Genomic DNA, 26,382 nt, shown 5'->3' on the forward strand with positions numbered 1-26,382 from the left:
GGCGCTTGCTGCCGGCCGCAGACCTGTGGTCCACCCGGGCGGCAGCGAAGTCACCGGCGAGCTGGATGATCTGCACGATCGCCACGATGATCACGATCGTGACCACCATGACTGCAGTGTCGAAGCGCTGGACGCCGTAGTTGTACGCGAGCCTGCCGAGTCCGCCGCCGCCGATGATGCCAGCCATCGCCGAGTAGCCCACGAGCGTCACCAGGGTGGTGGTCAGCGCTGCGACGAGCCCGGGAAGGGCCTCCGGCATCAGGACTTTCCGGATGACCTGCATCCGGGTGGATCCCATGACGAGGGCAGCGTCGATCTTTCCGCCGGCGACGTCCCGCAGCGAGGTTTCGACCAGACGGGCGAAGAAGGGAATCGTGCCGATGGAAAGCGGCACGCAGGCAGCCAGCGGACCAATCGAGGAACCGGTGACGAGCCGGGAGAACGGAATCAGGATGACCATCAGGATCGCGAACGGAATCGAGCGGGTGATGTTCACGATCATGTCGGACAGGATCCGGTTGGTCACCGGCATCGGCCGCAGTCCGCCGGGAGCACTGGTGTGCAGGAAAATGCCGAGCGGGAGGCCAATCAGCAGGGTGAAGAATCCGGAGACTCCCACCATGAGCAGCGTGTCCGCGACGGCTTCGGGAAGCGCCTTGGTGATGCCGGGGTTATTTGCGAGTTCTTCGAGCAGGTTCATGCTGCAACCTCCACTGCGACGCCCTGGGCGGCGAGGTATGTCCGCACAGCGTCCATGTCGGTGCTCTGGTCCAGCTGGACGCGGAGCCGGCCAAAGCGTGTTCCGGCAAGGGTTTCGACGCTTCCGGCCAGTACGTTGACGTCGGTGTCGAAGCGCCGGGTCAGTCCTGAGAGCACCGGTTCTGTGGCATGCTCACCGACCATCAGGAGTTCCACCACCGGTCCGCCCGGGATGGGAGGAGTTGCCGGAAGCGGGATGAGGGCCTTGGCCAGGCGGCCGCCCAAATCGGAGGCGACTTCCTGCAGCGGTCCATGCTCGACCACGCGCCCGGCTTCGAGCAGCGAAACAGAGTCGCAGATCCGCTTCACGACGTTCATTTCATGGGTGATGATCAGGACGGTCAGCTCCAGCCGGCGGGTCAGCTCCGCGATCAGGTCCAGGATCTCGTCCGTCGTACGCGGGTCGAGGGCAGACGTGGGCTCATCACAGAGGAGCACGTCAGGATGGGCCGCGAGGGCACGCGCAATCCCCACCCGCTGCTTCTGTCCGCCGGACAGCTGGGCCGGGTAGGCGTCGGCGAAGTCGGCAAGTCCCACCAGCGCGAGCAGCTCGGTGACGCGGGCCTGGATCTCGCGGCGCGGGGTACCCACCAGTTCCAGGGGATGGGCGACGTTCGCGGCAGCGGTCCTGGAATCCATGAGGTTCGCGTGCTGGAACACCATGCCAATACGGCGGCGTGCCTGCCGGATTTCGGCGTCCTTCACGTTGGTCAGTTCCCGGCCGTCGATGGTGACGGTTCCCGACGTCGGGCGGTCAAGCAGTGTGAGGCAGCGGACCAGCGTGGACTTCCCGGCACCGGAATGTCCGATGATGCCGTGGATGGATCCCTTGGGCACGCTCATGCTCACGCCGTCCAGGGCGACCACATCGCGGGCGCCCTGACGGTAGACCTTCCGCAGGTCGGTAACAGTGATCATTCATCCTCGTGTCTGCGTTGTTGTACTCAAAATGTCGTGCAGGAAGCGGCCAGGCGGCATAGGACGCCAACGGCCAGGCGGCATGGGACGCCAACGGCCCGGCCAGGGGAGGAGTGCCTGCCAATCGCGTGGCACAGGGCGGGGAACCCGGTCCTGTGGACCGGCCGGTGCGCCCGGGCGCCATCAGCGCCAAACACTGCGTTAAGTATGTCAATGCTACGCGCGGAGGGTGCGCAGGCTGAAATCCGGTTCTGCGGAGATCAGGCTGGTACTGCGGCATCTCCGGACAGTGCCAGGCCCAGCTGACCGCCGGCTTCTTCGACCAGCAGCGGTACCGTCCCGGCCAGGGAACGTGCCGGTGCGGCGTCAACCGCATCAACCGCGCCGGCCGCGGCCAGCTGCGGGACGGCCAGCTGCGGGACGGCCGCCGGGGCGGACTTGACCGGCCAGGTGCCGTCGATCACCGCTTCGGGGTCCCGGCGGCGGAGGTAGGACTGGAAACTGGCAGCCTGCTCGGCCGCCCACCCGACCTGCAGCCGATGCAGCGCAGTGCATTCCTGGGCAAGGACCGGGAAAGCATTCGCCATGGCGGACCCGACCGCGAGCGTGGCCATGACATCCGCAGCGGAGGTGTGCGCATTCTCGAAGCTGACGCCGTAGTGCTCGGCCGTGGCGGTCAGCGTCCGCTTTCCGCGCCGGTACCGGTCTGCCTGCTTGTCCATAATGTAGGGGTCAATGACGGGGAACGGCACGGGCGCCGTAAGGCCCGCACGTTCGGCCTCGCGGGCCAGCACGGTGAAGTCGTAGGAAGCGTTGAAGGCCAGCACCGGAACTCCGGCGCCGAAGAAGCCGTTCAGGACCTGGATGATCTGTTCGACGGCGGTCCTGCCGGGCAGGCCCTCCCGCTGCGCCTGCGCGGTGGTTATGCCATGGATGGCTGCCGCCTCCTCCGGAATCTCCACGCCCGGGTCCACCAGCCACTCGTGATGTTCCAGGACATTCCCCGCGGCATCCACCAGGATGATCGACGCCGTGACAATCCGGGCGGACTGCGGATCGCGGCCCGTGGTTTCCAGGTCGAAGGATGCACGGGGGAGGTTATGCCAGCTCAACATATTTCCAACGTACCCGCGGGCACGGACATTTCCCGGATTCAGCACGCCGGCGGCGGCTACGCTGGAGGCATGCGGGAGGACTATGACGAGGCGGTGCTGGCGGTAGCCGTGCTGATTCCTCCAGGCCGGGTGCTGGCTTACGGGGACATCGCCGAACTCCTCGGTAAGGGCGGGCCGCGGCAGGTGGGCAAAGTGATGTCGCGCAGCGGCTCAGCCGTGCCGTGGTGGCGTGTCATCAGGTCCTCAGGGGAGCCGCCTGCCTGCCACGGCCGGCGCGCCTGGGAGCACTATGTGCAGGAGCGAACGCCGGTTCGGGGGAACATGGCACCGGACGGAACCGGTTACCGGGTCCGGCTTCCGGAGGCGCGCTGGCAGCCCTCGGACGCGGACTGGCACGTGCTGGACGGGCTGCGGAGCCGGCTCGCGGCGGACGCGGCAGCAGCGAATCAGGCAATGTCAGCGGGACGTGGTGAAGTGGAGGCATGAGCATCAACCTGCAACTGGTTCCGCCGGCAGCCGCCGGCAGGACAGCTCCGGCCCTCAGCCCGGACCAGCAGCTGGCCGTTGACAGGAGTACCGGCAGCGGGCCGCTTCTGGTCCTGGGTGCTCCGGGCACCGGCAAATCGACAGTCCTGGTCGAGACCGCCGTCGCACGGATCGAACGCGGCGGCCTGGACCCCGCCGGCGTCCTGCTGCTCGCCCCCTCCCGCCTGGCAGCCGCCTCCCTGCGTGATGCCCTGTCCGCGCGGCTGGAACGGACCATCAGCGCCGCGCCTGCGCGGACCTGGGCCTCTTACGCCTTCGACGTCATCCGCCGGGCAAAAGCCGAGGGCAGGCTCCCTTACATCACCCGTGCACCGAAACTGCTTTCGGGTGCGGAGCAGGACGTGATCATCAAGGAACTGCTGGCCGGCCACGGCCAGAACGGCGTGCCGGAGCTTCCCTGGCCGGAGTCCCTGTCCATGGCGCTGGGGACCCGAGGATTCCGGCAGGAGGTGCGCCAGCTTTTTGACCGCGTGATCGAACTGGGGCTGGAACCGTCGGAACTGGCCGGCTTCGGGCGGCGGTATGGCCGCCAGGACTGGGTTGCGGCCGCAGCCCTCTACGGGGAATACCGCGACGTCCTGGACATCCGGATGCCCGAGGCTTTCGACCCTGCTGGCATTATCACCAGCGCCCTGCACATCCTCCAATCCGATCCGGAGTTCCTGGCAGCTGAACACGAACGGCTGAAGCTGGTCCTGGTTGACGACCTGCAGGAAGCCAACCCGGCCATCCACCAGCTGCTCGGCGTGCTTGCCGCGGGACGTGATGCCGTGGTGACCGCTGCACCGGACACCGTGGTGCAGGGGTTCCGCGGTGCCCGGCCGGACCTGCTCGGCAACCTTCCGGAGACACTCGGCCCGGGACTGGAAACGGCCGTGCTGCAGACCCAGCACCGCCTGGCGGCACCGGTTGCCTCGGCATGGCACCGGGTAGCCTCCAGGATCTCCGTGGTGCCGGGCCTGCCGTCCTGCCGCAGCAGCGTAGGGCGGCCCTGCCCGGAGTCCGGGAAGGAGTCCGCCGGTGAGGCCACGGCTCCCGCGGCCACAGCGCACGTCGTGGACTCTCCGATGCATGAAATGCGCTACATCGCCCAGCGCATCCTTCAAGCCCAGCTGCTGGACGGCCGGCCGCTGGAAGACATTGCGGTCATCGTCCGAACCGGCGGGCAGCTCTCCCGGATCCAGCGCTACCTGACCAGCCAGGGAATCGAAGTCAAGGTGCCCGTGGCGGAGAAAGCCGTGCGGGATGAAGCAGCCGTCCGGCCGCTGCTGGACGCGTTCGCCGTCGTGCTCGTTCCCGAACTCCTTACTCCCGAGACTGCTGTCTCGCTGCTGACATCCCGCATCGGAGGTGCCGGTTCCCTGGACCTGCGCCGGCTGCGGCAGGCTCTGCGGCGTGAAGAGCTGCGTGCTGGCGGCGGACGCAGCTCCGATGCGCTGCTGGTGGAAGCACTGCTTGATCCGCTCTCCGACTCCGGCCTGGCCCTTGCCGGCCTCGGCTGGGAGGCCGGAGCCGCGAAACGCCTGGCCGCGATGCTGCGTGCGGGCAGGGAAGCCGCTGCCCAGCCGGGAGCAACTGCCGAGACCCTCCTCTGGGCGCTCTGGTCAGCCTCGGGCTGGTCCAAGAAGTGGGCCGAGGCAGCGCTGGCCGGAGGGTCAACGGGGCTGCGCGCCGACCGCGACCTCGACGCCATCATGGCGCTGTTCCAAACCGCTGAGCGTTACGTGGACCAGCTGCCCGGTTCCACGCCCGCCCAGTTCCTGGACTATTTGACGAGTTCCGAACTGCCCATGGATACCCTGGCAGCCCGGGCCCAGAAGCGCGACGCGGTTGAACTGCTGACACCGGCCAGCGCAGCCGGGCGTGAATGGCCGCTGGTCATCGTCGCCGGAATCCAGGAGGGAGTCTGGCCGAACCTGCGCCTGCGCGGTGAGCTGCTGGGCAGCGGCGACCTCGTATCGGCAGTCGAATACGGCGACGATTACCGCCGGTACCGGAACCCCCAGACGCTGATGCACGCTATCCGGCACGATGAACTGCGCAGTTTCTCGACCGCCGTTTCCCGGGCCAAAGAGGAACTGATCTGCACGGCGGTTGCCTCGGAGGATGAACAGCCCTCACAGTTCCTGGATCTGGTGGACCCGCTTCCGGACGGTGTGCTCGTCCGGGAACGGACGGAGGTCCTGCGTCCGCTCACCCTGCGCTCGCTGGTTGCGGAGCTTCGGGCCCACGCCCAGCAGTCAGACACGGTCCCCGAAGAGGCGGCAGAAGCCGCCGGACACCTGGGGCGCATGCTGCGGCACCCTGTTCGGGTGCCGGGCGCCGCACCCGGCGAGTGGTGGGGTTTGCTGCCGTTGTCCACGACTGAACCGATCCTGCCGCCGGATGCGCCGATCCCCGTCTCGCCGTCGAAGGTGGACGCCGTGATGAAGTCACCGCTGAGCTGGTTCGTTTCTGCTGCCGGCGGTGAGCAGGCAACGGACTTTGCCCGTTCCCTGGGCACGCTCGTCCACCAGATAGCGCAGGAGATGCCCGATGCGACCGGCAGTGAGTACGCTGCCGAGCTGCTGCGGCGCTGGCCCTCCCTGGGCATGAAGGACTCCTGGGAGAGCAAGCTCGATCTCCAGCGGGCCGAAAAAATGGTCCGCAAGCTCGCGGACTACGTGATCCAGATGCGCCAGGGAGGGCGGCACCTGGTGGCCGTCGAGAAGGATTTCGAGGCTGAGATACCCGTGGAAGTCCGCGGCGCTGTCCGTACAGCGCTCCTTCGCGGCCAGATTGACCGGCTGGAAGCGGACGCCGAGGGCCGGCTTTTCATCGTGGACCTGAAGACCGGAAAGTCAGCTCCCAAGAAGACCGACCTAGCCGGGCACCCCCAGCTGGCGGCGTATCAGGAAGCGGTGCGGAAAGGCGCCCTCGAGGAAGGGCCGCCGGTGCCGGGCGGCGCCGCCCTGGTTCAGCTGGGCACGTCCTCCAAGGGTGTTTCCGTGCAGGAGCAGCCACCGCTGGGGGCCGGGGAGGAGAGTGCCTTCGAGATGATCCAGCAAGCGGCCGAACTGATGTCCGGCGCGACCTTCGAGACCATTCACGATCCCGGGCGAAGCGGCTTCGGCGGTCACGGCTGCCGGCTGCCGGAAATCTGTCCGCTCTGCACTGAAGGAAAGCAGGTCACCGAGTGAGCGTCCATGTTGGGGAAGAGGTGCTGGGGGAACAGCGGAAGGCACGGTCCTACTCTGCGCGTCAGCTCGCCGAGCTGCTGCACGGGGATTCGGCCGAGCCGGTCCAGTACCCGACCGAGGCACAGGAAGCGATCATCGAAGGCCCCCTTGAACCGCTCCTGGTAGTGGCCGGTGCAGGCTCGGGAAAGACCAAAACGATGGCGGACCGGGTGGTCTGGCTGGTGGCCAACGGGCTCGTGGAGCCCGAACAGATCCTCGGTGTGACCTTCACGCGGAAGGCGGCAGGCGAACTTGCCTCCCGCATCCGGGGGAGGCTTAGGCTGCTGCACCGTGTGATGGGTGCCGCAGCGGACGCCCCGGAGGACAGCCAGCTGGAACCGTCGGTGTCCACCTACCACTCCTACGCCAACGGAATCGTGAACGACTACGGCCTGCGGATCGGCGTCGAACGCGACTCCGTGATGCTGGGCGGAGCGCAGTCCTGGCAGCTGGCGAACGAAGTCGTGGAGGCCTACGCGGGAGACTACGAACACTTCACGGCAGCCAAATCCACGCTCGTCGGGGCCGTCCTGCAGATGGCATCGGAATGCTCGGAGCACCTGTGCACTCCGGCCCAGGTGCGCGCCGAGCTGGAGCGGCACATTGCCGAGGTCCAGGCGCTGCCCTATCAGGCCGGCAAGACCAAGGAGCCCGCCCAGGCAGCCACAACCCTGCTCGGCAAGCTCCGTACCCGGGTCTCCGTCACGGAGCTGGTGGAGTCCTACCAGCGTGCCAAGGCTGAGCGGCGGCAGCTGGACTTCGGCGACCTGGTGGCGCTGGCCGCCCGGATCGCCGAGGAAATTCCGGAAGCAGTGGAGATGGAGCGCGCCAAGTACAAGGTAGTTCTCCTGGACGAGTTCCAGGACACCTCGCATGCGCAGATGGTCCTGTTCTCCAAACTGTTCGGGGACGGGACGCCCGTGACCGCAGTCGGCGATCCGCACCAGTCCATCTATGGTTTCCGCGGCGCATCTGCCGGACAGCTGGGGACGTTCCGCACCAATTTCCCCAAGGTCCTGGCTGACGGCAGCAGGACACCCGCCGCCGTCGCTAATCTTTCGGTCGCCTGGCGGAACTCCACCTCCATCCTCGCCACGGCCAACTCCGTCTCAGCACCGCTGAACCAGGGCGTGCCGTGGCTGAAACACAATCGGCCGCTGGACGTCCCCGAACTCCAGGCGAAGCCGAACGCCCGCGTCGGAGATGTCTACCTTGGCCGTTACCTCACGGAGAAGACGGTCCAGCTGCCCGACGGGACGGTGAGCCTGGGGGAAGCCGAGGCCCTGGCAGCGCAGATCGCCGGCCTGCGGACACAGTGGTGGAAACATCCCGACCACGAGACGGACGGCCGGGGAAACCTGCTTCCCCCCACCGTTGCGGTTCTCTGCCGGGGAAAGAAGCAGTTCGACCCGATCCGCCGTGCTTTGGAGGCAGAGGGGATCCCCGTCCAGATCGTCGGGCTGGGCGGCCTGCTTTCGACGCCGGAAATCGTTGACCTGCTTGCTGTCCTGCGCGTGCTCGGGGATCCCGGGCGTTCGGATTCAATGCTGAGGATCCTGGCCGGAGCGCGCTGGCGGATCGGTCCGGCGGACCTCATGGCCCTGGCCGACTGGTCACGGCATCTGGTGCGGGTACGGGAACGCGCAGTCAGTGTCCAGGACCTGGCCGACGTCGACGGTCCCGACGAAAGCGGAGCCGCAGTCGTCGAGACTGATCTGTCCGAAGCCGGCAGCCTCGTTGAAGCCGTTGATTACCTCCCCAAACCGGGGTGGGTGTCCCATGCCGGACGGTCACTGACAGCCGCCGGCCTGGCCCGCCTGGGCGCCCTGCGTGATGAGCTGCGGGAACTGCGCGGCTATGTGGGGGAGGACCTCACCACCCTCATTGGCGAAGTGGAACGGCGCATCCTTCTGGATATCGAAGTTGCGGCAAAACCGGGCATCAGCATCCACGAATCCCGGCGGAACCTCGACGCTTTCGTCGACGCCGCCGCCACCTTCAGCGCTTCGGCGGACCGCGTGGACCTTGCGGCCTTCCTTGCCTGGCTCGAGGTCGCGGATGAGGAAGAGAACGGGCTTCCGGTGACCCAGCTGGAGACCAGCAGGGAAGCGGTCCAGCTGCTGACCGTCCATGCGTCCAAGGGACTCGAGTGGGACGTCGTCGCCGTCCCCGGACTCAGCGAGGGCCAGTTCCCCAACGACAAGGACTCGCGCTGGAGCAGCGGCAACGAAGCTATCCCGTGGAACCTTCGCGGGGACGCGCCGGATCTTCCGCAGTGGGACTGGGAGCAGCCGGACCAGAAGTCGTGGGTCAACGCCGAAAAGCTCTTCGCCGAGGATGCCCGCGGGCATGCCGAACGCGAGGAGCGCCGCCTGGCCTATGTTGCCTTCACCCGGGCAAGGCACGTCCTGTTCTGCTCCTCAAGCGCCTGGGGCGGGGGCCGGTCCAAGCCGACGGGGGCCTCCCGCTACCTGCTTGACCTCTTCGAACTCGGAAAAGCCGGAGCGGACGGCTTCCATCTGCTGTCCTGGCTGGAACCCGGGGATGAGGGAGATGAGAACCCTGCCAACGCTCTGACGGAGCGGGCCGCCTGGCCCAAGGACCCGCTGGCACCGGCGCGCCGGACCTCAATGGAGGCAGCTGCAGCAGCCGTCCTGGCAGCGGCCGACGCCGGTTCCCCTGGCCCGGGCCTCCAGGATCGTGCCCCTGGAGAGGACAACGCACCCCTGGCAGATGATGCCGGGTCGGTGTTTCCGCCGGGTCGCTGGGGGAAGGACGTAGACCTGGTCCTGGCCCGGCACCGCGCTCCGGATGAGGTGATGCAGGTGGAACTGCCCGCCCACATTTCGGCCTCCATGCTGGTGGACCTGCAGGATGACCCGGAAGCCGTGACCCGGCAGCTGCGCCGGCCGGTTCCCCGGGAACCTGGAATGGCGGCACGCAAAGGCACGGCGTTCCACGCGTGGATCGAGGAGTATTTCGGCCGCAGCGGAATGCTCGACCTCGACGAATACCCGGGCGCGGCCGATGCCTACGTGGATGAGGCATACCAGCTTGAGGACATGGTGGCGACGTTCGAAGCGTCTGAGTGGGCACACCGGACTCCGGCCTTCATCGAGGTGCCGGTGGAGACCAGGGTGGAATCCGTAGTGGTCCGCGGGCGGATCGACGCGGTCTTCCGCGATGACGACGGCGGCTGGGACCTGATCGACTGGAAGACCGGTGCCCCTCCGTCTGCCGACAAGCTCGCCGTCCGCTCAGTGCAGCTGGCGGTCTACCGTTTGGCCTGGTCCCGGCTGCAGAACGTTCCGCTGGAAAAGGTCCGTGCTGCCTTCTACTACGTCGCCGCGGATAAGCTCATCCGTCCGCACAACCTGCTGGATGCTGCGGAACTGGAAAAGATCATCGCCAGCTCTGCTCCGGGGGCCTGAAGGATCGGGGCCTGAAGGAACTGAGCCTGAAGGATCTGGGCCAAACCACACTGGGCCATCCGCATAGGGAGAGCCGCCGTCCCTTGGGGCGGCGGCTCTCCCTACTGTCTGTACTACCCGTGCTGTACTACCCGTGCTGTACTGCCCGTCTGTACTGCGCGTCTGTACTGCGCGGCCGCCGGGCTACGGAGTCGCCCGGCGAAGGGTTCCGTAGGACCCGGCAGCCAGCACGACTCCGGCCAGCAGGAGCCATCCGGCCAGGGCCAGGGGCGTGAGCTGGACAAACCAGGCGCCGACCTCGGCCCACGAGTCCGTGAAGCTCACAGCCGCTACACTGCCCAGCAGCAGGAGGGCGAAACCAACCAGCGCTGCGACCAGGCCCGTCGCCCGCCACCGCTTGTAGACCGTGGCGAACCAGAAACCGAACATGAACAGCAGCATGGACAGGGCAAAGTAGAGCAGGATTTGGGTGTACCAGGCGGACTCGGCGATCCACGGCAGGGCGAAGATGTTGCCGCCCACTCCCCAGCCGTTTGTAGCATCCTCGACGAGCCCGAGTACCCAATAGAGCACCCCGAGGGCGAGGGAAGCCAGCGCAAACAGTCCGAGCGTCCCGATGTAGAAGGACCGGCGGCTGACGCTCAGGGCCTGGGAGAACGGAAAGGTATAGGTCAGGGCCTGGACGCCGATGGCAAGGAAATACCACATGACGGATTGGCCGGAGAAGGCCATCCGGGTACCTTCGCCGTCGGAAGGAATCATGGCCAGGATGGCAATGGAGATCACGGTGGATGTGACCAGGATGATGGCAGGGATGCCCAGGTAGATCCATTTATTCAGCAGCTGCATCCGGGCTACAGCGAGAGCGCGGTTCATCGCAGGACCTCCAGATCCGTAGTGCTGCCGGCATGAGCGCCGTAGCTTTCGTTGGCTTTCAGGGTGCGCCGGATGATCAGCTGCTGCAGTGATACCGGTGCGAGTTCCAGTCCCATGGCAAGAGCCCGTTCCCGGTCGTCGGCGGCAAGGGGTGCATCGACTGTGACAGAAGCCAGGGCCCCCAGGTTTTCCCTGTGCAGAACCGGCCGGCCGGCCACGAACTCTTCCACGGATCCCGCCTTCCCGGCGACGGCGAATGCGGAGCCTGTGATGGCCTCCACTTCGTCATCGACGACGATCCTGCCGCGGTCGATGACGATGACGTGTTCAAGCAGGTTCGCCACTTCATCGATCAGGTGCGAAGAAAGGATGATCGTGCGCGGGTGGTCAGCAAAGTCCGTGAGCAGCCTGTCATAGAACAGCTGCCGTGCCACGGCGTCCAATCCCAGGTACGGCTCATCAAAGAAGGTCAGCTCGGCCCGGGAAGCCAGTCCGATAATGACGCCGACCGCAGACAGCTGGCCTCGGGAGAGCTTTTTGATCCGGTGCTTTTTGGGACGCGGAAGCTGGAAGTCTTCCAGCAGGGTCTCAGCGAGTTCGGCGCTCCAGTTCGGGAAGAACAAGGCGGCCGCGTCCAGGGCGTTCCGCACGGTGAAGTCATCCGGGTACTTCTGCGACTCCCGGACGAAGCAGAGCCGGGACAGAACCCGCTCGTTTTCAAACGGGTCCTCTCCAAAGACCCGGACTTCGCCCGAGCTGGCAAAACCCTGGGCGGTCAGGATGGACATCAAAGTTGTCTTGCCGGCACCGTTGCGCCCCAGCAGACCGTAGATCCGGTTCGCTTCGATGTTCAGGCTCACATCGTCCAGGGCGAGCTCGCCGCGGTAACTTCGGGTGATATTGCGGGTTTCTATGACGTTCATGGTGCCGGGGTCCCTTCGTAATCAGCGGCACTGCGTTGGATGAGAGTGGTGAGTTCCTCTTTGTCGATGCCCAATTTGGCGGCTTCGAGCTGGAGTGGCTGCACATAGTGGCGGTAGAACTGCTCGCGGCGCTTGGCGAGTACAGACGCACGGGCGCCGGAGGCAACGAACATCCCGATGCCGCGGCGCTTATAGAGCAGTCCCTCGTCGACCAGAAGATTCACGCCCTTGGCTGCCGTTGCGGGGTTGATCCGGTAGAACGCAGCTATCTCATTCGTCGATGGCACCTGGCCCTCTTCCTGCAGGACGCCGTCGAGGACGTCCGACTCGATGCGTTCGGCGATCTGCTGGAAGATCGGCTTGCTGTCATCTATCACGGAACCCGCCTGTCTCGGTTCTTTGGTTAGTTACTCGACTAGCTAACCATTATGGCAACGTGGGCGTCAAGCCGGCGCCGGAAGTTTTTTGGCGAACAGAAAAACGCCCGCCTGGATAATCCAGACGGGCGTTTCAGGTGCGGGCGCGGACGCTACGGACGTGCGGAGCGGTCCGCTTCGGCCGGCGGGGTTTCGACTGCCACCAGGGGAATTGCCGACGTTGCCGGCTCGACGGCGTCGGCCTGCGGATCGCTTTTGCCAGCGCCGGCCTCCGCTTGCGGGTTCGAGGCCTGCGGCTGCGGGTTCGATGCGGCAGCCGGCGGAGCGTCGCCGGGAACGGCCACACCGGAAGCGGCTGCAGCATCGGCGGGGGCAGTAGATGGCGCGTCCGGCTTATCGTTGCCGGCGCTGTCTTCAGCGGCTGCGGCGTTCGCCGGCTCCGGAAGCGGAGTTACCGAGACCTTTTCAGCTTCGGGGTTCGGCAGGGGTTTCACGGTGACCTTGCTGCCGGCGGGTGCCTTTGCGGGAACGGAGTCCTGATCCGCGGGCGCCGGAGCCGGCACGGGCACCGGCGCTGGCACAGGCACTGCCGCAGCCGCGTCGGCTTCTGTGGCCAGGGCGGATTCCTGTTCCAGGATGTCCGCTTCCAGGGTGGCCAGCATTTCCTCCGCTTCTTTCACCATCGCCTGGTTGCCGGCGGCAAGTCCGCGCACCAGCCACTGGGCCAGTGCGAACTCAGCGGAAAGTGCAGCCCGCCGGATCAGGTGGGGATCGACGGCGTCGGGCCGGGCCGCCACATAGGCGGCGTGCACCGCGTCGGTGAACGCGCTGTTGTTGGCCGCGATCAGCCAGGCGAAGTCATCAGCCGGGTCTCCGATGCGCAGGTCCGTCCAGCCGATGACGGCGCTGATCCTGCCGCCGGACACCAGGAGGTTGTCTTCGTGGAGGTCACCATGGACCACGTTGGGGCTGAAGCGCCAGAGTCCGATGTCCTCCAGCGCGTGTTCCCACCGGCGCAGCAGCGTGGCCGGGATCTTACCGGTGGTGGCCGCCTGGTCCAGCTCATTGAGCTTGCGCTGGCGGAATTCGTTCGCGGTGTAGCTGGGCAGGTCTGCGTTGTTCACCAGCGACTGGGGCAGGGCATGGATGGCGGCCAGCGTCCGGCCAATGTCCTCGGCCAGGTCCTTGCCTGCGGCTGCTAGCTCATCGATGTCCCGCGTTGCGCCGGGGAGGTGGGAATAGACGAAGGTACAGAGCTCGCCCTTGCGGACGGTGCCGGCGACGTAGGGGAGCGCGAAGGGCAGCTCGGCGCGGACTGCGGGGACGAAGGCACGAAGTACCAGGAGCTCTGTTTCGAGCCGCATGCTGGCTTCGACATGCTTCGGGCAACGTACCCGCCACTGCTTGCCGGCGTCGTCAACGAGCAGGGCGGCATCGAAATCTGCGGCGTCGTCCGGCGAACCGGCTACGCCGGTCAGCACCAGCGCCGGGACGGCGGCGCTGGCCAGGGCTGCCAATTCCATGGGGGAGCGTTTCACATCTTCAACCGTAGGGGCAGATGTGGCCTGAGTAACCCATAGCACCCGGCGAGTCGGAAGAGCGTGAGGAAAACCTCAGCGGGACGGGCCGCCCGTCCACCGCGGTGGTCCAGCTTTCCGGTTGGGGGACCTAAGTCAGTACGGTAGGGGTATGAGCAGCCAGCTAGACACAGCCGATACCCCGAACCTGGGCCAGCTGCCGCTGGCACGCGGTGCGGTGGACCGAGGCAGCGAGCGCCGGGGCGCCGAAGATCTGTTCGAGCGTCTCCTGGAACAGGAGAGCACGCGCGTTATGTACGTGTCCCGAGGCCAGGCGCTGATCCGGGAGGACTCCCTGGTGCTCCGTCCCGTGGGGGAGGACGGTTTCGGCCCTGATCCGGTGTACCTGGGACGTACCCTTGCCGACGGCCAGGTTCCCGCCGGAGCGGAGATCGTGATGGCTACCCTTCCGGAGCCCGACGCCGCGCTGGAAGTCGACGGTGTCCGCTGGGCCAGCCTGAGGGAGGTCGCTACCACGCTCGGTTCGCTGGATGCCGGCCTGTTCGTCGAAGCCTGCGCCGTTGCCAACTGGCACGCCACGCACACGCACTGCCCCCGCTGCGGGGCCCCCACGGTGTTAGCCGAGGGAGGCTGGGTGCGGCGCTGCCCCGAGGACGGCAGCCAGCACTTTCCGCGCACCGATCCGGCCATCATCGTGGCCATCACTGACCCGCAGGACAGGATCCTCCTCGGATCCGCGGCGGCTTGGCCCGGCAGCCGGTACTCGACGCTGGCGGGCTTTGTGGAGCCCGGAGAGTCACTGGAAGCGGCGGTCATCCGTGAAGTGGCCGAGGAATCCAACGTTGTGGTGCGCAATCCGCAATACCTGGGATCCCAGCCCTGGCCGTTCCCCTGCTCCCTGATGCTTGGGTTCTGCGCGGAAGCGGATGGTACTGAACCTCAGGCTGACGGCGTCGAAATGTCGGATGTCCGGTGGTTCACCCGCAAGGAACTGACCGACGCCGTGGCCTCAGGGGAGATCACCATCCCGTCCGCCATCTCCATTGCACGCAACCTGATTGACCGCTGGTACGGCGGCCCTGTCCCGGAACCGGAGCTGACACGCGGGAAATGATCACCGATTCACTCGAAGCGCGCATCCTTGCCGGCCTCGACGACGAGCAGCGCGAAGTAGCAACAACCCTCACCGGCCCGTTGTGCGTCCTGGCAGGTGCCGGAACCGGCAAGACACGGGCCATTACGCACCGGATGGCCTACGGGGTGCATTCCGGACTCTACAAACCGCAGCAGGTCCTGGCCGTGACCTTCACCGCCCGGGCCGCCGCGGAAATGCGGACACGGCTGAGGGACCTGGGGGCGGGCGGGGTCCAGGCCAGGACCTTCCACGCAGCGGCACTAAAGCAGCTGCAGTACTTTTGGCCGCAGACCGTCGGCGGACCGTTGCCGGGCCTGCTGGACCACAAAGCCCAGCTGATCGCGGAGGCGGCCCGCCGGCTCCGGCTCTCCACCGACCGCGCCGCCATCCGCGACGTGGCCGCGGAAATCGAATGGGCCAAAGTCTCGATGCTCACGCCGGACAGCTACGTGCGCGCAGCGGCGGGCCGGGACGCACCCGCCGGTTTCGACCTCACCACGGTGTCCCGGATCTTCCAGTCCTACGAAGATGTCAAAGTGGACCGCAACGTCATCGACTTCGAGGACGTGCTGCTGATCATCGTGGGCATCCTGCAGGAAGATCCGCGCGTTGCGGCAACGGTCCGGGACCAGTACCGGCACTTTGTCGTCGACGAGTACCAGGACGTTTCCCCGCTGCAGCAGCGGCTTCTGGACCTGTGGCTCGGAGAGCGCGATGAACTGTGCGTCGTCGGCGACGCCAGCCAGACGATCTATTCCTTCACCGGCGCTACGTCCCGCCACCTCCTGGACTTCACGCACCGCTTTCCCGGGGCGCAGGTGGTCAAACTGGTTCGTGACTACAGGTCCACCCCCCAGGTCGTGAACCTGGCGAACCGCATCCTCGCGGCGCGGACCGCAGAGGGGGAGCGCCTGCGGAACGCTCCGGCATGGCCTGCCCCGCTGGAACTGATCGCGCAGCGCGAGTCGGGCCCGGAGCCCACCTTTACGGAATGCGCCGACGACGAGGCGGAAGCCGCGCAGGTTGCCGGGCGGATCCGCAAGCTGCTGGACGACGGCGTCGAAGCGAGCCAGATCGCCGTACTGTTCCGCACCAACGGGCAGTCCGAAGCCTACGAGCAGGCGCTCGCGACGGCAGGTATTGGTTACCAGCTCCGCGGCGGCGAGCGGTTCTTCGCCCGCAGGGAAGTCCGCGATGCCATGCTTCAGCTCCGTGCAGCGGCCCGCTCGGTCGGCACCGAACCGGTGCCGCAGGTGGTGCGGGACATCCTGGCAAACCTTGGCTACTCCGCTGAACCGCCCTCGGGCGGGGGAGCGACGCGCGAACGCTGGGAGTCCCTGGCCGCGCTGGTGGCACTCGCCGACGAGATGCATGCCAACCGCACCCAGGAACCGGACAGCATCTTCACCCTGCAGGATTTCACCGTGGAACTGGAGGAACGCGCCGCCACCCAGCACGCTCCCAAAGTCCAGGGCGTCACTTTGGCCAGCCTGCACTCCGCCAAGGGCCTGGAATGGGATGCAGTGTTCCTGGTTGGGCTCAGCGAAGGGCTGATGCCCATCTCCTTCGCGGACACCCAGGAAGCGGTGGACGAAGAACGGCGTCTGCTCTACGTCGGCATCACCCGTGCGCGCGTGCACCTGGCCCTGTCCTGGTCGACGGCCCGCACACCCGGCGGGCGCGCGAACCGCAAGCCCTCCCGGTTCCTGGACGGGCTGCGGCCGAACACGGCACGGGACGCCGCCGGTCCCCGGACGGCCCGCCCGGCGCGCCGCAAGGTCACCGGACCGGCGAAGTGCCGCGTCTGCGGGACGCTGCTCGGCACCGGTGCCGAGCGGAAGATGGGCCGCTGCGGGGACTGTCCGGCCACCTATGACGAGGTGACCTTTGAGGCCCTGCGCGAATGGCGGAAGGAAGCCGCCAATGAAGCGGGTGTGCCGGCTTTTGTGGTCTTCACCGACGCCACCCTCGTTGCGATCGCCGAGGACAAGCCGCCGACACTCAACCGGCTGGCGACGCTGCCCGGTGTGGGTCCGTCCAAGCTTGAGCGCTACGGGGAAGCAGTGCTGGCAGTTCTCGCGCAAAGCCCGGAAGCTTAGGCCGCGCTTCGCCCGGACTGCAGCCTGCACCCGCAGCCGGGATGGAACTGCAGCGGTTCCAGACCGATGTGCCCGTCTGCGGTCCGAAGCTGCAGGACGGCCGACCAGGTCACCGGCTGGGCCACCCCATCAATAAACGAAAGCACCTGGTTGGCTGCGATTCCGGCAGCCAGGCCCGCCGCGCTCACTTCCTCGCCGCCGGGCCCACCGGCACCGGGACCGCCGGTCCCGCTGCTTTCCAGTGCGGCCGAGGAAGCGTACCAGCCGGGATCGGCGTCACCGCGGTGCCGGTCCAGGCAGCCGAGGCACGGTGTCGCTCCGGGCACCACCAACGGTCCGACCGAGTAGCCGTACTGCTGGACGGTGACTGCCAGATGGGGATGCCCGCGGTCGCCGGCTGCGGCGGTGTGCCGGGAATCCGGCTGCTCATGGACAAACAGGGCCAGGTCGACCGCGGCGGCAGCTCCACCCGGTGCGCCTCCCGGGACATGCAGCACCCGGACCGTGGGATCGATCCGGTAAAGATGCCGTTTAACGGCCCGGAAACGCTGCATCCCGATGTCCGTCAGGGCGTAGGCAGGGCCGACATCGGATGCAGAGACTGCCCCCGGATCACCGAGCAGCAGGGTCCCGACACCGGCAGCGGTGAGCGTGCGTGCCACGAGGGCGCCGCACCGGCCCAGGCCCTGGATTTCCACTGCGGCCGCGGACCTCCGGGAAACCGGTTCCGCAGCGTCCCGTCCGTAAACAGCAGACAGTCTCTGGACGTCCGGACGCAGCCTTTCCTCGCGCAGCGGCGGAAGGGCATGCCCGTTCCCCGCGCAGGGCAGAAGCACTGGGGCCAGCGCCGAGAGCAGCTGGGACTGCCGGTCCGCACCGATGCCCGCCGCAGCGGCCGCAGCCGGCTCCGCGCCATCCGGAACCCCGGCCCTGAGGTTCCGGATAAAGGACAGATCCGCCTCTGTCAGGCCGGCCAGGAGCAGCGCTCCAGCACCGAAGCCAAACTGGCGCCGGTCGGCACCAAGGTCCAGGACATGGATGCCCGGGTTGATCCGCATGCTGGTCCTCCTGGACGACGGCGGTGGGATAGTCGGACACCCATGCTGGCATGCGTAGAACACCCTTTGCGGGTTTTCCACAGCTTTTCCGAACCCCGGATGTGCGGCCTAAAGTGGACCCATGCCTTCTGTGTCCGTTCCTGCCACGACCCGCGGCGGGATGCCCATTGAAGTCCGCCGTTCAGCACGGCGCAAACGGACGGTCAACGCGGTGTTCCGCGACGGGGTAGCCGTGGTGTCCATTCCGGCGCATTTCACCCGTCATCAGGAAGCTGAGTGGGTCCAGCGCATGGTTGACCGCCTGGAGACCAGGGCTGCGGCCGTGCCGGCGCCGGATCCCGCGAAGGCGGATTCCGAACTTGAACAGCGTGCCGTGGATCTCTCCGCACGCTATTTAGGGGGAGCTGCCAGGCCATCCTCGGTCCGTTGGGTCAGCAACCAGAACTCCCGCTGGGGATCGGCGACGCCGGCACGCGGCACCATCCGGCTCTCGAAGACGCTCATCGGCATGCCGTCATGGGTAGTGGACTATGTGCTGCTGCACGAACTGGCCCACCTGATTGAGGGATCACACAGCCCCAAGTTCTGGCGGCTGCTGGAGTCCTATCCGCAGACTGAGACCGCCAAGGCGTACCTCTCCGGTGCAGCCTTCGCCGCTGCGCGCGGACTTAAAGGAGAGATGGCAGAGGACTAAGGTGCCGGCGCGGTCTGCCGGGCCGGCACCTGGCCCGCTTACTGCTTTTCCGGCCCGTCGTTGTCTTCGTCCCGGTTCGGGGTATCTTCGCCTTCGGAGTTTTCCGCTGCGTCCGTCGTTGCGCCCGCGTCGTGGGAATCCGCATCCGTTTCCGGCGTTTCCTTGTCGAAGCCGCCCTCGAGCAGCCGCCTGAGCGCAGCGTCGACATCGGAATCCGAGGCATCCAGCAGCTCGCGGCGCTTGCTGAAGCCCTGCGGATCATCCAGGTCCTTGGACGTCGGCATGAGGTCCGGGTGCTGCCAGATGGCGTCGCGGCCGTCCACGCCCCGCTCTTCGCGCAGCTGTGCCCACAGCACGGAGGCGTCCCGCAGCCGGCGGGGCCGCAGTTCGAGTCCAACGAGCGAAGCGAACGTGTGCTCGGCGGGGCCGCCGCTGGCGCGCCGGCGGCGGATCATTTCCCGCAGGGCAGCGGCAGAGGGGAGGTTTGCCGTCGCGGCAGCAGTGACTTCATCAACCCAGCCTTCCACCAGTGCCAGGGCTGTCTCCAGCCGTTCAAGGGCTGCGGCCTGTGCGGGCGTGCGCTCGGGCTGGAACACGCCTCCTGCCAGAGCCTCCTGGATGGACTCCGGGTTGGACGGGTCAATGTCGCGGGCGACTTCTTCGATCTTGGACATGTCGATGTGGATACCGCGGGCATAGCTTTCGATGATCCCAAACAGGTGTCCGGCAAGCCACGGCGCGTGCGCAAAGAGACGGGCGTGTGCGGCCTCGCGGACGGCGAGGTAGAGCCGGACCTCGGTCTCGGGAACGTCGAGTCCTTCGCCGAAGCCCGCCACGTTGGCCGGAAGCAGGGCCATGGTGCCGCCGGCCAGGGGCAGCCCGACGTCGGTGGAGCTCACGACCTCCTTGGAGAGGGCGCCCACAGCCTGTCCCAGCTGGATGCCGAACATAGCACCGCCCATGTTGGCGAGCATGGAGGAGGCCCCGCCCATCATGGATTTCATCTCTTCGGGCATCTGGGTGGCAATGGCGTTCGAGAGCGCCTGCGAAATGCTGACGGCCACAGGTTCGGTGAGGCGGCGCCACGAGTCCATCGTCGCTTCCACCCACTCTGCACGGGACCAGGCCTTGCCCAGCGCACTGGCAGAGGGGAAGTCCGTCGCTGGATCGAGCCACATCTGGGCGACATGCAGTGCCTCGTCGACTTCCCGCTGCTGCTGGGGGGTGACGGAGGGGTCAGCGCCGGTGGCAGCCACGCGGCGCGCATTGTCCTTGGCCAGCTGCCAATTGACGGGACCGTCGGCCGGGGCACTGAACATGGCCTGGACCTGCTGGAAGATCATGGCCATGGCATTTGGGTCCGAGGGGAGTCCGGCTGCCTTCGCCAGCTCCTGGGGATCGAGGCCGCCGGCCTGTCCGCCGCCGAAGAGGCGCGCGAGCATCTCGGACAACGGGTCCTGGGGGGAATCCCCGTGATCGGAGGGGTTTGAGCTCATCGATACCACCGGTCCTGTGGAAGTTCTAATGCGTCGGCCCCAGGTGGATCACCGGTTGCCTGTGTTCCCACGTTACCGGCATGGGCCGGGACCTGTCCCGCATTCGGGGAATCGTTCGCTGTTGGCAAAGGAGCACGTGGGAGAATGTATCCCGCACCCACCGCCGGCGCACGAAAGGAAAGCCGATTGCGCTCCCCGAAGAAAGACCAACCCTCAGGGTCCGGTTCCGAACCTGCACAGCGCGCCGGCGCGCCGGATCCGGTTCCCGGCGGTGAAAAGCCGTTCAGACAGCGCCCTCCGCGCCGTCGGGCCATGTTCGTTGCCGGCGGTGCTGCGCTGGTTCTCGGCGCTGCCGGACTCCTGCTTCCGGCGCCGTACGTGCTGGAGTCCCCGGGGCCCACGTTCAACACGATCGGTGAAATCTCCTCCGGCCCGCTCATCACCATAGAGGGGGAGCAGACCTACTCCACCAGCGGCGAACTGGACCTGACCACCGTCTACGTCTCGGGCGGGCCAAACGGCAGTGTCAGCATGGCCGAGGTGCTGGCCGCCTGGCTCAGTCCGGATGATGCCGTGCTGCCGATGGACTTTGTCTACCCTCCCGGTACCACCAGCGGCGAGATCGAAGAGGAAAACACCGCCGCGATGGCTTCGTCCCAGGAGTCTGCCGTGGCGGCCGCACTCGCCGAGCTGGACATTGACTTCACGCAGGAAATCTCGGTCGCAGGGATCATGGAAGGCGCTCCTGCCGAGGGGGAACTTGAAACCGGAGACATCCTGCTGGCGGTTGACGGCCAGCCCGTCACCGATGTTGAGTCCCTGCGCCAGGGGCTTAACGAGACGCAGGGATCTCCCGCGGTCCTGACGCTTCGGCGGGGCGGAGAGGAGAAGGAAGTGAGCATCACTCCTGAGCTCTCGGACACCGGTGCCTACCAGATGGGCGCCTACCTCAGCATCGACTTCACCTTCCCGTTCGACGTCGCCATTGCCCTGGAAAATGTTGGCGGAGCCTCGGCAGGAATGATGTTCGCCCTGGGGATTATCGACAAGCTGACACCGGGCGAGCTGACCGGGGGAAGGCATTTCGCCGGTACCGGAACCATCGACGCCGCAGGAAAGGTCGGTCCGATCGGCGGCATAGAGCAGAAGATGGCGGGAGCCGCCGACAGCGGCGCAGAGTTTTTCCTCGCCCCGGACGCCAACTGCGGGGAAGTGGCCGGCAACATTCCCGAGGGCCTCGACGTCGTCAGTGTCTCGACACTTGAGGAAGCGCTGGACGCCGTGGAAGTGCTGGCCGGCGGTGGCAGTACCGATAATTTGGGTTCCTGCACAGACTAATCCCGGGAGGGGCTCCGCGGACACGGCGCAAGCCGCGGGAATCACGATCCTAATAAGGTTCCGCTGTGATGGCCTGAGAAGTGGCCGATCGCGGGCGAAACAAGGCAGAATAAGGAATCACGGCAATGTTGGGCAGGCCGTCGGACAGAGGGGTCGGGTTGCTTCGCCAAGGAGGCACCGGAAGTCCCTCCGCACCGAGCTGCTGCCAGGTGCCGTGAGCCGACGCCCCGAATGATGAGGAAACTGTGACTTCCGGACCAAATGGCCCATTCTCCCGACCGAGCCCCAGCACAACCCACCGGCGGCGCAGCCCGCTGATTGCCACCCTGATTGTCGTGGCTGTCCTGGTGATCGGGTTTGTGTACTTCTCCCAGGTGTACGCGGACGTGCTCTGGTACAACCAGCTCGGGTTCCTCGAAGTCTTCTTCAAGGAAAACCTGACCCGGATCGCCCTGTTTGCCGCCGCTTTCCTGGTGATGGCTGCGTGTGTTTTCTTCAGCATCCGCGCTGCCTACTCGTCCCGGCCCATCTATGCGCCGGACAGCTCCCTGCAGGACAACCTGAACCGATACCAGGCGCAGCTCGAGCCGGTTCGCAAGCTCCTCATGATCGGCATTCCGATCGTGGTTGGCGGCTTCGCCGGAACCGCGGCCATGTCGATGTGGCAGCAGGCCCTGCTGTTCCTGAACCGTCATGACTTCGGCCGGACGGACCCCGAGTTCAACATGGACTACAGCTTCTATCTCAATACGCTGCCGTTCCTCGGGTTCATTGTCGGCTTCCTGATCTCCGTCGTCGTCATCAGCGGCATCGCCGGCCTGCTGACGCATTACCTCTACGGCGGAATCCGCCTGGAGGAGAAGGGCGTGTTCGTCAGCCGCCCGGCACGTATCCACATTGCCGTCATCGCGGCGTCGTTCCTGCTGCTGCAGGCCGCAAACTTCTGGCTTGACCGGTACAACACGCTTCAGAGCACCTCCGGGGCCTGGACCGGTGCGCTGTACACGGATGTCCACGCCGTGATTCCCACCAAGGCAATCCTGGCCGTGGCCTCGATCATCGTCGCCCTGCTGTTCATTGTGTCGGCGGTCATTGGCCGCTGGCGCCTGCCGATCATCGGCACGGCAATGCTGGTCATCACCGCGATCGTGGCCGGAGGCGTCTACCCGTGGATCGTCCAGCGCTACCAGGTCATTCCCTCGGAACAGACCCTTGAAAGCGAATACATCCAGCGCAACATCGACCTCACCCGCGAGGCCTACGGGCTCTCCGACACGGAGGTCATTCCGTACGACGCCACGGTTGACGCCAGCGCCGGCGCCCTCGCCGAGGACGCCGGAACCACGGCAAACATCCGTCTCCTGGACCCCAACGTCGTTTCCGACGCCTTTGGGCAGCTCCAGCAGTTCCGCCAGTACTACCAGTTCCCCGAAACCCTGAACGTCGACCGCTACGACGTGGAGGGCGACATCCAGGACACGGTTATCGCCGTGCGTGAACTCAACATCAACGGCGTCCCGGACGGCTGGGTTAACGAGCACGTCCTCTATACCCACGGCTACGGCGTGGTCGCTGCCCGCGGTTCGACCGTCCAGCCGGACGGCAAGCCGAGTTTCATGGAATCGGGCATCCCCTCGACCGGTGTCCTGGGCGACTACGAACCGCGCGTCTACTTCGGCGAGTCCTCCCCGGACTACTCGGTGGTCGGCGCTCCGGAAGACGCCGCCCCGGTGGAAATCGACCGTCCGCAGACCGGCAACGCCGAAGACGATACCCAGACCACTTTCCGCGGCGAAGGCGGTCCGAGTGTCGGCAACATCTTCAACCAGCTGGTTTACGCCATCAAATTCCAGTCCACGGAACTGCTGCTCTCGGACTTCGTCAACGAAGAATCCCAGATCCTCTATGACCGCGATCCCCGCGAACGCGTCGAGAAGGTCGCCCCGTACCTGACCGTCGACGGCAACGCCTACCCGGCCGTTGTCGACGGACGCGTGAAGTGGATTGTGGACGGCTACACGACCAGCCGTTTCTTCCCTTACTCCACCCAGCAGGAACTGGCGGACGCGACAACTGATTCGCTGACCGGCGGTGCCTCCGCTGCGCTTCCCGCAGACAAGGTCAACTACATCCGCAACGCCGTCAAGGCCACAGTGGATGCCTACGATGGTTCCGTCACCCTGTACGCCTGGGATGATGAGGACCCGCTGCTGCAGGCCTGGCAGGACGTTTTCCCGTCCACCCTCAAGCCCTACAGCGACATGTCCGCCGACCTCATGGCACACGTGCGCTACCCGGAGGATCAGTTCAAGGTCCAGCGTGAGCTGCTTGGGCGTTACCACGTCACCGACGCCCAGTCCTTCTACCAGAACGACGATGCCTGGTCGGTTCCCTCCGACCCGACCCGGACCAACTCCGACGTCAAGCAGCCGCCGTACTACCTCTCACTGCAGATGCCCGGGCAGGAGAGCCCGACGTTCTCGCTGACGACGCCGTTTATTCCGTTCGTTGACCAGAACCAGGAAGCGCGCAACGTGCTGTACGGCTTCCTGTCGGCTGACGCTGATGCGGGTACCGGAAAAGCCGGTGAAAAGGCGGACACCTATGGAACGCTGCGTTTGCTCGAACTGCCGACCGATACCGCGGTGCCGGGTCCGGGCCAGGCGCAGAACCGCTTCAACTCCGACCCCACGGTTTCCAACGCCTTGAACCTGCTCCGCCAGGGCGCCTCGGAAGTCATCAACGGCAACCTGCTCAGCCTGCCGGTTGGCGGCGGCATGCTCTACGTCCAGCCGGTCTACGTGCAGTCCTCGGGCGCTTCTTCCTACCCGACCCTGCAGCGGGTCCTGGTCAACTTCGGCGAGAAGGTGGGCTTCGCTCCCACCCTGGACGAAGCCCTGAACCAGGTCTTCGGCGGCGACTCCGGTGCCGTCACCGGCGACGAGGAGAACGTCGGGAACACACCGGATACGGGTACGGCCCCGGCCGACACCACTGCCCAGGCCGAACTGCAGACTGCACTGTCCGACGCCGGCGCAGCACTCCAGGAAGGCCAGGAGGCACTTGCCGGCGGCGATTTCGCAGCCTACGGTGCCGCGCAGGACAAGCTGAACTCGGCCATTCAGCGCGCGATTGCCGCCCAGGAACGGATGGACTCCGGCGACGCCGGTGCCACCGACGGTGCTGCAGATGAGGGTGCGGCGGAAGACTCCGGCGACCAGTGATTTGCGGCTCCATCCCGCGGCGGGTAGAGTAGAAACTACGCCGCGGGGTGGAGCAGTTCGGTAGCTCGCTGGGCTCATAACCCAGAGGTCGCAAGTTCAAATCTTGCCCCCGCAACCACACAGAAAAATCCCCATCCGGGTTCCGGATGGGGATTTTTGTTTGTCCGGAGACGTCCCGCCAATCTTCGGCGGACCGGGTCCATCGGGATCTGCAGCGTTTACACTCGCGGGGTGAATGCCCGCCGCCGCGGCAGGCCCGCAGGGAGTTACCGTGCCGGGCCCAGAGGCGATCCGGACCGGGGAGAAACCGCCCTGCAGAAGCTGGACCGCAACTGGAGCGACCTGCTCCAGGAACTGCGCGTGCTCCAGACCGGCATCCAGATCCTTACCGGGTTCCTCCTGACGCTGCCGTTCCAGCAGCGGTTCACCACCCTCACACCTGTCCAGGTAGCTCTCTACCTGGCGCTGGTTGTCCTCTCAGTCCTGGTAACCGCCGTGCTGATGTCCACCGTCGTGATGCACCGGTCCTTCTTCCAGCACCGGATCAAGTACCAGCTGGTCCGCAACGCGGACCTCCTGCTCCGATGGACACTCCTGCTGGTGGGACTGATCCTCATCGGGACCGTGGCACTGGTCTTCGACATCGTCCTAGGCGGCATTGCCGGCCTCATCGCGGCTGCGGCCGCCGTCCTTGCGCTTTCCCTGCTGTGGCTCGTGCTCCCGTCGCGAAGCAGGCGTATGGCGGAAAACCGTACCAGCGACCACCCGGCACAAGAATGACGGCGCCCCTCAACAGATACGTCCCCTCAGTAGGTACGTCCCCTCAGCAGGGACGGCTGCAGGCCGGGTCCCGGAAGGGACACCGGCCTGCAGGGCGCTGCTGCGGTTGGTTAGTTCTGTTCGATCGCGGACTGGTTGGAAGCGGAGGCCTTCAGTGCTGCCAGGCGCGCTTCGACCTCAGTCTGCTCGCCCAGGTCCTCCAAGGACTCGAACTGCGCGTCCAGGCTTGAGGCGGCAAGTTCGTTCGCGCCGCGGACCTTGGCCTCTTCCCGGCGGATCTTTTCTTCGAACCGGCCCACCTCAGACGTGGGATCCATGACGTCGATGCTCTTGATCGCGTCGTGCATCTGGTTCTGGGCTGCAGCGTTCCGGGAGCGGGCAATCAGCTCATTGCGCTTGGACTGCAGCTGCTGCAGCTTGTCCTTCATCTGGGTCAGGCCGGTCTTGAGCCGCTCGACGATCTCCTCCTGCGAGGCGATGGTCGGCTGCGCGCCGCGTGCTTCGTTTTCGGCGGCCATCTGGCGCTGGATGGCGACCTTCGCCAGGTTGTCGAACTTCTCGGCGTCGGCGGTGTTGCCGGCAGAGCGGAACTCATCCGCCTTGCGGGAAGCGGCAAGGGCCTTGTTGCCCCAGTTCCGCGCGTTCTCGATGTCCTCGTTGTAGTCGTCCTGCAGCATCCGCAGGTTGCCGATGGTCTGGGCGACGGCGCTTTCGGCCTCGGCAATGTTGTTGCTGTAGTCGCGGACCATTTGGTCAAGCATCTTCTGGGGGTCTTCGGCCTGGTCCAGGAGGGCGTTGATGTTGGCCTTGGCCAGGGTGGCGATCCGTCCGAATATCGACTGCTTTACCATCTGTCT

Annotated in this window: 17 protein-coding genes, 1 tRNA gene and 2 pseudogenes; 10 read left to right on the top strand and 10 right to left on the bottom strand. The window is 66.3% G+C overall.

Annotated features, from left to right (window positions below; all coding sequences use genetic code 11):
- Positions 1 to 22: 22 nt before the first annotated feature.
- From LOC59_RS03970 to LOC59_RS03980, 3 genes and pseudogenes are all read right to left on the bottom strand, one after another.
- Positions 23 to 700 (bottom strand): annotated as a pseudogene (locus LOC59_RS03970) (methionine ABC transporter permease); the annotation flags it as partial.
- A complete protein-coding gene (locus LOC59_RS03975; protein ID WP_227894453.1) occupies positions 697 to 1,677 on the bottom strand; it encodes a methionine ABC transporter ATP-binding protein in 981 nt (326 codons plus the stop codon). The pseudogene LOC59_RS03970 and the gene LOC59_RS03975, both read right to left, overlap by 4 nt.
- A gap of 440 nt (positions 1,678 to 2,117) precedes the next feature.
- A pseudogene (locus LOC59_RS03980) lies at positions 2,118 to 2,792 on the bottom strand (3'-5' exonuclease); the annotation flags it as partial.
- Between LOC59_RS03980 and LOC59_RS03985 the strand changes: the two are divergent.
- The 3 genes from LOC59_RS03985 to LOC59_RS03995 are packed head-to-tail and all read left to right on the top strand — an operon-like array spanning position 2,778 to position 9,987.
- Entirely contained in the window at positions 2,778 to 3,278 is a 501-nt protein-coding gene (locus LOC59_RS03985; protein ID WP_227894454.1) for an MGMT family protein, read from the top strand. The pseudogene LOC59_RS03980 and the gene LOC59_RS03985 sit on opposite strands and share 15 nt — an antisense overlap.
- The gene (locus tag LOC59_RS03990) at positions 3,275 to 6,517 is read left to right on the top strand and encodes an ATP-dependent helicase (protein ID WP_227894455.1); all 3,243 of its coding nucleotides are present in this window, start codon (positions 3,275 to 3,277) and stop codon (positions 6,515 to 6,517) included. Before LOC59_RS03985 ends, LOC59_RS03990 begins: the two co-directional genes overlap by 4 nt.
- Positions 6,514 to 9,987, top strand: a complete 3,474-nt coding sequence (locus LOC59_RS03995) for an ATP-dependent helicase (RefSeq protein ID WP_227894456.1) — start codon at positions 6,514 to 6,516, stop codon at positions 9,985 to 9,987. Before LOC59_RS03990 ends, LOC59_RS03995 begins: the two co-directional genes overlap by 4 nt.
- A 183-nt stretch (positions 9,988 to 10,170) precedes the next feature.
- Here LOC59_RS03995 and LOC59_RS04000 read toward each other — a convergent pair whose 3' ends face one another.
- From LOC59_RS04000 to LOC59_RS04015, 4 genes are all read right to left on the bottom strand, one after another.
- Positions 10,171 to 10,863 carry a hypothetical protein gene (locus LOC59_RS04000; RefSeq protein ID WP_227894457.1) on the bottom strand — a complete coding sequence of 231 codons (693 nt, stop codon included), beginning with the start codon at positions 10,861 to 10,863 and terminating at the stop codon, positions 10,171 to 10,173.
- Positions 10,860 to 11,786 carry an ABC transporter ATP-binding protein gene (locus LOC59_RS04005; RefSeq protein ID WP_227915439.1) on the bottom strand — a complete coding sequence of 309 codons (927 nt, stop codon included), beginning with the start codon at positions 11,784 to 11,786 and terminating at the stop codon, positions 10,860 to 10,862. The genes LOC59_RS04000 and LOC59_RS04005 overlap by 4 nt, the downstream gene beginning before the upstream one ends.
- Positions 11,783 to 12,163: a GntR family transcriptional regulator gene (locus LOC59_RS04010; RefSeq protein ID WP_227894459.1), complete on the bottom strand. Its 381-nt coding sequence runs from the start codon at positions 12,161 to 12,163 to the stop codon at positions 11,783 to 11,785. The genes LOC59_RS04005 and LOC59_RS04010 overlap by 4 nt, the downstream gene beginning before the upstream one ends.
- 152 nt (positions 12,164 to 12,315) lie before the next feature.
- Positions 12,316 to 13,701, bottom strand: coding sequence for a phosphotransferase (locus LOC59_RS04015; RefSeq protein WP_229970660.1), 1,386 nt, complete (start codon positions 13,699 to 13,701; stop codon positions 12,316 to 12,318).
- Positions 13,702 to 13,852: 151 nt separating this feature from the next.
- On the opposite strand from LOC59_RS04015, the gene nudC reads away from it, so the two are divergent.
- Positions 13,853 to 14,815 (top strand): NAD(+) diphosphatase, encoded by a 963-nt coding sequence (gene nudC / locus LOC59_RS04020; RefSeq protein WP_227894461.1) that lies wholly within the window; start codon positions 13,853 to 13,855, stop codon positions 14,813 to 14,815.
- Complete coding sequence (locus LOC59_RS04025) at positions 14,812 to 16,935, top strand: ATP-dependent DNA helicase UvrD2 (protein ID WP_227894462.1); 2,124 nt, start codon at positions 14,812 to 14,814, stop codon at positions 16,933 to 16,935. The genes nudC and LOC59_RS04025 overlap by 4 nt, the downstream gene beginning before the upstream one ends.
- Here LOC59_RS04025 and LOC59_RS04030 read toward each other — a convergent pair.
- Positions 16,932 to 17,993, bottom strand: a complete 1,062-nt coding sequence (locus LOC59_RS04030) for a ThiF family adenylyltransferase (protein ID WP_229970662.1) — start codon at positions 17,991 to 17,993, stop codon at positions 16,932 to 16,934. The two genes, LOC59_RS04025 and LOC59_RS04030, sit on opposite strands and share 4 nt — an antisense overlap.
- Positions 17,994 to 18,114: 121 nt before the next feature.
- Here LOC59_RS04030 and LOC59_RS04035 point away from each other — a divergent pair, with 121 nt between their 5' ends.
- Positions 18,115 to 18,687, top strand: coding sequence for a M48 metallopeptidase family protein (locus tag LOC59_RS04035; protein ID WP_229970664.1), 573 nt, complete (start codon positions 18,115 to 18,117; stop codon positions 18,685 to 18,687).
- A 38-nt stretch (positions 18,688 to 18,725) separates the two neighbouring features.
- Here LOC59_RS04035 and LOC59_RS04040 read toward each other — a convergent pair whose 3' ends face one another.
- Positions 18,726 to 20,183, bottom strand: coding sequence for a zinc-dependent metalloprotease (locus LOC59_RS04040; RefSeq protein ID WP_229970666.1), 1,458 nt, complete (start codon positions 20,181 to 20,183; stop codon positions 18,726 to 18,728).
- A gap of 312 nt (positions 20,184 to 20,495) precedes the next feature.
- Between LOC59_RS04040 and LOC59_RS04045 the strand changes: the two genes are divergently transcribed.
- The 4 genes from LOC59_RS04045 to LOC59_RS04060 all read left to right on the top strand — a co-directional run bounded on the left by LOC59_RS04045 (position 20,496) and on the right by LOC59_RS04060 (position 25,525).
- Positions 20,496 to 21,521, top strand: a complete 1,026-nt coding sequence (locus LOC59_RS04045; RefSeq protein ID WP_227894466.1) for a YlbL family protein — start codon at positions 20,496 to 20,498, stop codon at positions 21,519 to 21,521.
- 245 nt (positions 21,522 to 21,766) lie between these two features.
- A complete protein-coding gene (locus LOC59_RS04050; protein ID WP_423723815.1) occupies positions 21,767 to 24,745 on the top strand; it encodes a UPF0182 family membrane protein in 2,979 nt (992 codons plus the stop codon).
- A gap of 41 nt (positions 24,746 to 24,786) precedes the next feature.
- Positions 24,787 to 24,863, top strand: a tRNA-Met gene (locus tag LOC59_RS04055).
- A 113-nt stretch (positions 24,864 to 24,976) separates the two neighbouring features.
- Positions 24,977 to 25,525 carry a DUF6328 family protein gene (locus LOC59_RS04060; RefSeq protein ID WP_227894467.1) on the top strand — a complete coding sequence of 183 codons (549 nt, stop codon included), beginning with the start codon at positions 24,977 to 24,979 and terminating at the stop codon, positions 25,523 to 25,525.
- 110 nt (positions 25,526 to 25,635) lie between these two features.
- Here the strand turns inward: LOC59_RS04060 and LOC59_RS04065 are convergent, their stop codons facing one another.
- Positions 25,636 to 26,376 carry a PspA/IM30 family protein gene (locus tag LOC59_RS04065; RefSeq protein ID WP_227894468.1) on the bottom strand — a complete coding sequence of 247 codons (741 nt, stop codon included), beginning with the start codon at positions 26,374 to 26,376 and terminating at the stop codon, positions 25,636 to 25,638.
- Positions 26,377 to 26,382: the final 6 nt, after the last annotated feature.

The sequence above is a fragment of the Arthrobacter sp. zg-Y916 genome (assembly GCF_020907385.1).
In the GTDB taxonomy this organism is placed as follows: Bacteria; Actinomycetota; Actinomycetes; order Actinomycetales; family Micrococcaceae; genus Arthrobacter_B; species Arthrobacter_B caoxuetaonis.